The organism is Methylobacterium litchii, assembly GCF_038442315.1.
Taxonomy (GTDB): Bacteria; Pseudomonadota; Alphaproteobacteria; order Rhizobiales; family Beijerinckiaceae; genus Methylobacterium; species Methylobacterium litchii.
In genome coordinates this window covers 1-6402 of record NZ_JBBXMY010000038.1, presented here as the reverse complement: position 1 = coordinate 6402, position 6402 = coordinate 1, and the positions used below count along the sequence as shown (strand labels likewise).

Sequence of the window (6402 nt, the reverse complement as noted above, 5' to 3'; positions counted from 1 at the left end):
CGCCGGACCGTCCCCTCCGGCTCAAGTCTAAGGTCAAGTCCAGACACAAAACGATCCTCTCGTGCGGATCGTCAAACTGCCCGGTCAGGTCGCCCCACAGAAGATGGGGTCGGAACATCGCTCACCCCGAAAGCGGCCATTCGTCCACCACCCAGCATCTTCAATCTATGGGAGAAACCGGCTTTAAGGTTCGGATCCGGCAACCGGCATGACGGTGTGAGAGCGCTCGACTTTCAGCACCGTCCGTAGACGATGTCGGCCACCGGGGGCAGGCTCGCTTTTCGATGCGTACCGATTTGCAGCACCTCTCGCGCGAGGAGCTTGAGGCAGAAGTCTTGCGCCTGCGGGCAGCGCTCGCCGAGCATCCAGGTCCCGATCCAAAGCCATCGGGGCCGCAGCTCCGCTCAGTCGACGACGACGTGCTTTTCTCTGCCATCGACAAGACCGGCCTGCCGATGATCCTTACGGATCCCAGCCAGAACGACGACCCCATCGTCTTCACCAACCGCGCCTTCCTCGAACTCACGGGCTTCGGCGTCGAGGAGGTGGTCGGGCGCAACTGCCGCTTTCTCCAGGGACCGGACACCGAGCCTGACCGCGTCGACGAGATCCGCGCGGCGCTGACCGACAACCGCGACCTCACCATCGAGATCACCAATCACCGCAACGACGGCACGCCTTTCGTCAACGCCCTGTTCATCGGCCCCGTTTTCGACGGCGAAGGACGGCTGCGCTACCGCTTCGGCAGTCAGATCGATGTGACCGAGGCGCACCGCAACCGAGAGCGCCTAGCCGAGAGCGAGGAACGTCAGCGCGCCATCTTCAACAGCGCCAGCGAGATGGCAATCATCGTCACCGACACCGCAGGCATGGTGACCGACTGGAATGTCGGGGCCGAACGCATCCTGGGCTGGTCAGCGGAAGAGATGCGCGGGCAGCCCATCGAGCGGATCTTCACGCCCGAGGATCGAACGACTGGTCAGATGCGCAAGGAGATGGACGGCGTCCTTCGCGACGGCCATGCCGAAGACATGCGCTGGCATCTGCGCAAGGATGGCGGACGGTTCTACGCGGTCGGCGACATGACCTCGCTGCGGGGGCTCGACGGGACACACCGGGGCTTCGTCAAGGCGTTCAGCGACCGCACGCAGGAGCGCAACCTCGCCACCAAGGAACAGGCTGACGCCGAGTTCATGCGCAGTGTCCTGGCGTCATCCGTCGACTGCATCAAGGTGCTCGACCTCGACGGCGGCCTGACCTTCATGAGCGAGGGCGGCATGAAGGTGATGGAAGTCAGCGACTTCAATCACATCAAGGGCTGCCCATGGCCGAGCTTCTGGCAGGGTCAGGGGAACGCCGATGCGCTTGCGGCCTTGGCCACGGCCCGGGACGGGGGGATCGGCCACTTTCAGGGAGGCGCGGACACCTTTCGCGGTAACGCAAAATGGTGGGACGTCCAGGTGACGCCGATCTTCGGCCCCGATGGGCGGCCGGAACGGATCTTGTCCGTCTCGCGCGACATCACCGAGCGGAAGTCGTTCGAGGCGCGCCTCGCCGCGGGTGAAGCGTACTGGCGCGGCCTCTTCGAGCGCCTGAGCGAGGGGTTTCTCGTCGGCGAAGTCGTGCGCGGTCCGACCGGACGCATCACGGACTGGCGCTACATCGACGTCAATGCGGCCTGCGGTGAACTCATCGGCCTCACCCCCGAAAGCGTCGTGGGACGGACCCTGCGCGAGGTCTTTCCCAGCATCGAAGACGCATGGGTCGACGAGTTCGCCAGCGTGGTCGAGACCGGCCAACCCGTCACCTTCACAAGGCAGGTCGGCACCCTATCCCGTTGGTACGAGGGACGCGCGTTCTCCCTCGGCGAGGGGCGCTTCGGCGTGCTCTTCCTCGAAATCACGGAGCGGGTGAAGGCCGAGAAGCGGCGCAACGCGCTCCTCACCCTTGGCGATCGCCTGCGCGACATGGACACCGATTCGGCGATGATGGCGGCGGCTACGGAGATCGTCGCGCAGACGCTGGGCGCAAGCAGAGTCGCTTATGGCCGCGTCGAGGGCGATGTGGAGTTCGTGACCATCGACCCTGACTGGTGTGCCCCCGGTCAAGCCAGCATCGCAGGCCGCCATCGCTTCAGCGACTTCGGCGATCTCAGCGCCGACCTTTGCCGCGGCGAGGCCCTGGTCATCGACGATGTGCTGACCGACCCGCGTACGCAATCCAATCCAGGGCCGATGCAGGCCATCGGCGTCCGTGCGCAGGTCAACATGCCGGTTCGCGACAGGGGCCGCACGGTCGCGATCTTCATCGTGCACGACGACAGGCCGCGGATCTGGTCGCGGGAGGAACTCGCCTTCCTGCGCGACGTCACAGACCGCGTCGAGGTGGGCGCGCGCCGTGCGCGAGCTGAGGAACAGCAGGCGATTCTCAACGGCGAAGTCTCCCATCGCCTGAAGAATACGCTGGCGATGGTTCAGGGCATCGCGGGCCAGACGCTCCGGAGCGTGCCGGATCAGGCCCCGATCAAGGCCTTTACCGCGCGACTGATCGCCCTCTCGCGCGCCCACGACGTGCTGATGCAGGACAGCTGGGCAGCCGCGCCGATCCGGTCCGTCATCGATCAGGTGCTGGCGCTCCAGACGGCGCTCGACCGGTTCACGATCGAGGGGCCGAACCTCTCGCTCGCACCGCAGGCGACGCTGTCGCTCTCCCTGCTCCTGCACGAACTGACCACCAACGCGATCAAATACGGCGCGCTCTCCGTCGAGAGCGGCTCGGTTCATGTCGCGTGGCGGATAGAGGAGGACGCGGAAGCAACGGTGGTGCTATCCTGGTGTGAGCACGGCGGCCCGCCCGCCACAGCCCCGGCGAGGCGCGGCTTTGGGGCGCGGCTGATCCAGTCCGGTCTCGTGGGAACACGCGACACGCACTTGGATTATTCCCCAATGGGTCTGAACGCGAAGTTCCGCGCGCCCATGTCCCAAGTGGTGGCATCGTGATCGGGGCAGACGCCAGTCCTCGAAGGAGGATTGTGTGACGGCATCGACCGAACGGCGTCCTATCGTTCTCCTCATAGAGAATGAGACGATCCAGATGATGATCCTGTCAGACATCATCGAGGAAGCCGGCTGTGACGTCATCGAGGCGACGACGCCGGCCAAGGCAATCCAGATCCTCGAACAACGCAATGACATCCGCGTCGTCATGGCCGATCTCGATGTGCGAGGCGCGGTGATGGGACTACAGCTGGCGGCGATGATCCGCGATCGCTGGCCGCCGATCGAGCTGATCCTGACGGGGGCGGTCAAGCCGGATCTCTCGCGCATCCCGGCGCGGGGTGTATTCCACGACAAGCCGTTCGACCAGCGCAAGTTAGTGAATAGCATCCGCGAATTCGTGTCAGCCACACATTAGTTTGCGCGGCCGGGACCGAACAATTACTTCAGCTGGTGCAACGACCCCGCGTCGAACCGCTGCACCCTGGACGGCGCGGGTCCCCGAACCTCGCAGGTTTGGCCCCGGCTGGGGGAACCTCCTCCACGCTCCACTATTGCCGCCTCAACACTGTGGAGCATAGGCATGGCTACGAGCAGCACCCCGCGTACTCACCAGACCCGCAACAACACCAATTCAAACGCCAAGAAGGTGTCCATTGAGGCCCTGAACGCCCGGCTCGCTGACGGCATCGACCTCGCGTTGGCAATCAAGCAGGCCCACTGGAACCTCAAGGGCCCGCAGTTCATCGGCATCCACCTGATGCTGGACGGCTTTCGCGCCGAGATCAGCGACCTCAACGACAAGGTCGCCGAGCGGGCGGTGCAACTCGGTGGCACGGCGCTGGGCACGGCGCAGGTCGTAGCAGGGTCAACCAAGCTCCCGGCCTACCCGACCGGCATCTATGCCATCGCCGACCACATCGCCGCGCTGATCGACAGCTACGCCGCCTACGCCAACGCCGTGCGCGAGAACATCGACGAGACGGACGAGGCAGGCGACCCCGACACTGCCGACCTATTCACCGAGATCTCCCGCGCCGTCGACAAGCAGCTCTGGTTCCTCGAAGCCCACGTCCAGGAGCCGACCGGCCAGATGCGCGACGGCGACACCAGCAACTGATCATTTTCCGCCCCTCTGTATTCGACCGAACAGAGGGGCGGTCGCAAGCTCCGTGGCGTCAGGCCGGGATGCTTTGGGGCGAGGCGGTGTTCTCTGCGGTCACGCCATTCTCTTGGTAACGGAAGTCGCTCATTCATTGCTAAACCGCTCGAAAGCGGAACGGCAGAATTCCACCCCCAGCAGCCATTCCGGGAGCGACCAGACTACGCTACGCCGAATCGCCAGCGTGCGCAGGAGCGGACGTTCGGCTTGCGGCCAGCAGCGTCGCGTTCATGGAAGCTTCCGAACCGCTGGGTGCCTAGAAAGGGCAGCAGCATGGGTCTGTTGCGTGATCTTCGCTGAATGCATCCATTAAGATTATCAAAGTAGCACGTACGCGCGGGGACGCTATAGACCTAGGAGCTTCGAGGGGCTGTCGCTCAACAGCTTGGCCCGTCGGATGTAGCCGTGCATCGTCTTGAGGCTTTTGTGCCGCGAGTGCCCCATGATGTGCTCGTCTCGAGCGCCGGCACGGTAGGCATCTGTGATGAAGCCTGCCCGGAAACCATGCGGCGTGATCCGCTCGTTGGCGTCGGCGTCGAGGCCGGCTGCCAACGCGCGCCGACGTAGGATGCGGCCGATCGAGTCCGGTGTGATTGCAGTGTCGGACAAGGCGCCGTCGGCACGGATCGCCCGGAACACCGGACCGGCATCGATCGCCGCCGCGTCGAGCCACGCCTGAAGCGCAGCTACTGGGCAAGTCTGCGGGTTCCGGCCCTGGGCGATCCCGATCTCGGCGCCACGGTTCTCGCCGTCGGTTTTAGAGCGTGGCAGGAACAGGCGTAGGCCTTCGCGGGTGAAGCGAAGGTCCTCGACACAGATCGCTGCAAGCTCTGAGCGCCGAAGCGCGCCTGCGAACGCCAGCAGGAACATCGTCCTGTCCCGGCGTGCGGCGAACGAGCCGGTGCACGCGGAGAGAAGCGCCACAACCTCCTCGCGCCCAAGGGCCGCCGCCTTCACCTGCGGTCGGCCATGGGTCCGGAACATGCCCTTGAGCGTCGCGCGGACGATCGGATGCGACGGGCGCCAATCGTGACCGGCGATCTTGTGGGCCTGCCCAATCGCCACGATGCGTCGCTCGATGGTGGACCTGCTGTGCGTGGTGACCTGCGAGGCAAGATAGGCGGCCAGCGTCTGCGGTTCCGCCGGCAGGCTGGCCAGTCGCTTAGTGCGGCACCATGCGAGGAAGTGCTGCCAGTCAGCACGATAGGCGCGCAAGGTCGCCTGCGAGAGCGACTGCCGGGCGAAGGCGTCGGCGGCCTCGTAGGCCTCGGAGGCGGGGTCGATCAGCGTTCCGGCCATGCGCGTCTCCTACGCGAGACCCCTAGAATGCGCCAGAGCCTGATAATGGACTGTTATCCGATCCTGAGCGCAGCTGAGGCCCGCGGCGGCCTGTCGTGGGGCGTCGCGCCCGCGTCGCCTCGGATTTCGTTCGGGTGTGGTTTCGGAACCGCCGACCGGCCAGCTGAGATCCCGCGGCGCTCCGGCAGCCTCGTCTGGATTAACGAACAGGTCGGCCGGTTCCTCCTGCTCAAGCTCGGACGCCGCAAGACCTGTAGTATCCCCCGCCCCCGAGACTTAAGTGCGTGTTCGGCGTTGCTAAATTTGAAAGGCGTACCCCGCCTCCAGTCGGGCTCGGCACGGGTCCGGAAAGTCATTGAATTGATGTCGCTGCCGAATTCGACAGCAGGAGTATTAGAGTGGCTGCTATCTGCGTGCCTCCGTGCGGAGCGATCCAGTAGCGGATGTCCGGTTTGCTCGTTGGTACACCGGCTTTGAACGGACGCCCTCCCAACCAAGTCTTAAATCCAAACCAGGTAATACCGAAACTGCTGTCCGCGTCGCTGTCCGCTGAACGAGGAGCGTCGTAGCATCGCGTTACCATAGCGACGAGACCGGCAGAGCTTGAGCCTGCTCGCGCTATCACCGGCATGCAGGTCCAGTATCCGGTCAAATCGAAGGGATCGGACGATTTAGAGACTCTAACAAAACCGGGTTTGGCGCGTTGGGTGGAGATGGCGAGACCGCTCCTTCCCGATGGCCTGTGGGCCGAGATCGCACCGCTGCTGCCGCCTGAACGGGTCAAGCCGAAGGGCGGTCGACCTCGAACCTCCGACCGTGCGGCACTGACGGGGATCCTGTTCGTGCTGCGCTCGGGCACGCCCTGGGAGTTGCTGCCCCGGGAGATGGGCTGCGGTTCGGGGATGACCTGCTGGCGGCGCTTGCGGGATTGGCAGAAGGCCGGAG

At 64.8% G+C, this 6402-nt stretch carries 5 protein-coding genes; 4 read left to right on the top strand and 1 reads right to left on the bottom strand.

Annotation, left to right across the window (positions count from 1 at the left end; genetic code table 11):
- Window positions 1–284 precede the first annotated feature (284 nt).
- The 3 genes from AAHF99_RS26940 (at window position 285) to dps (ending at window position 4116) form a co-directional block, all read left to right on the top strand.
- On the top strand, window positions 285–2999 hold the full coding sequence (locus tag AAHF99_RS26940) for a PAS domain S-box protein (protein ID WP_342167401.1): 2715 nt from the start codon (window positions 285–287) through the stop codon (window positions 2997–2999).
- A gap of 34 nt (window positions 3000–3033) precedes the next feature.
- The gene (locus tag AAHF99_RS26935; RefSeq protein ID WP_342167400.1) at window positions 3034–3414 is read left to right on the top strand and encodes a response regulator; all 381 of its coding nucleotides are present in this window, start codon (window positions 3034–3036) and stop codon (window positions 3412–3414) included.
- Window positions 3415–3579: 165 nt separating this feature from the next.
- A complete protein-coding gene (gene dps, locus AAHF99_RS26930; protein ID WP_342167399.1) occupies window positions 3580–4116 on the top strand; it encodes a DNA starvation/stationary phase protection protein Dps in 537 nt (178 codons plus the stop codon).
- A gap of 387 nt (window positions 4117–4503) precedes the next feature.
- Here dps and AAHF99_RS26925 read toward each other — a convergent pair whose 3' ends face one another.
- A complete protein-coding gene (locus tag AAHF99_RS26925) occupies window positions 4504–5457 on the bottom strand; it encodes a tyrosine-type recombinase/integrase (RefSeq protein ID WP_342167398.1) in 954 nt (317 codons plus the stop codon).
- A gap of 713 nt (window positions 5458–6170) precedes the next feature.
- Here AAHF99_RS26925 and AAHF99_RS26920 point away from each other — a divergent pair.
- Window positions 6171–6402 (top strand): transposase (locus AAHF99_RS26920; protein ID WP_342167397.1); only part of this gene is annotated, 232 nt, incomplete at its 3' end.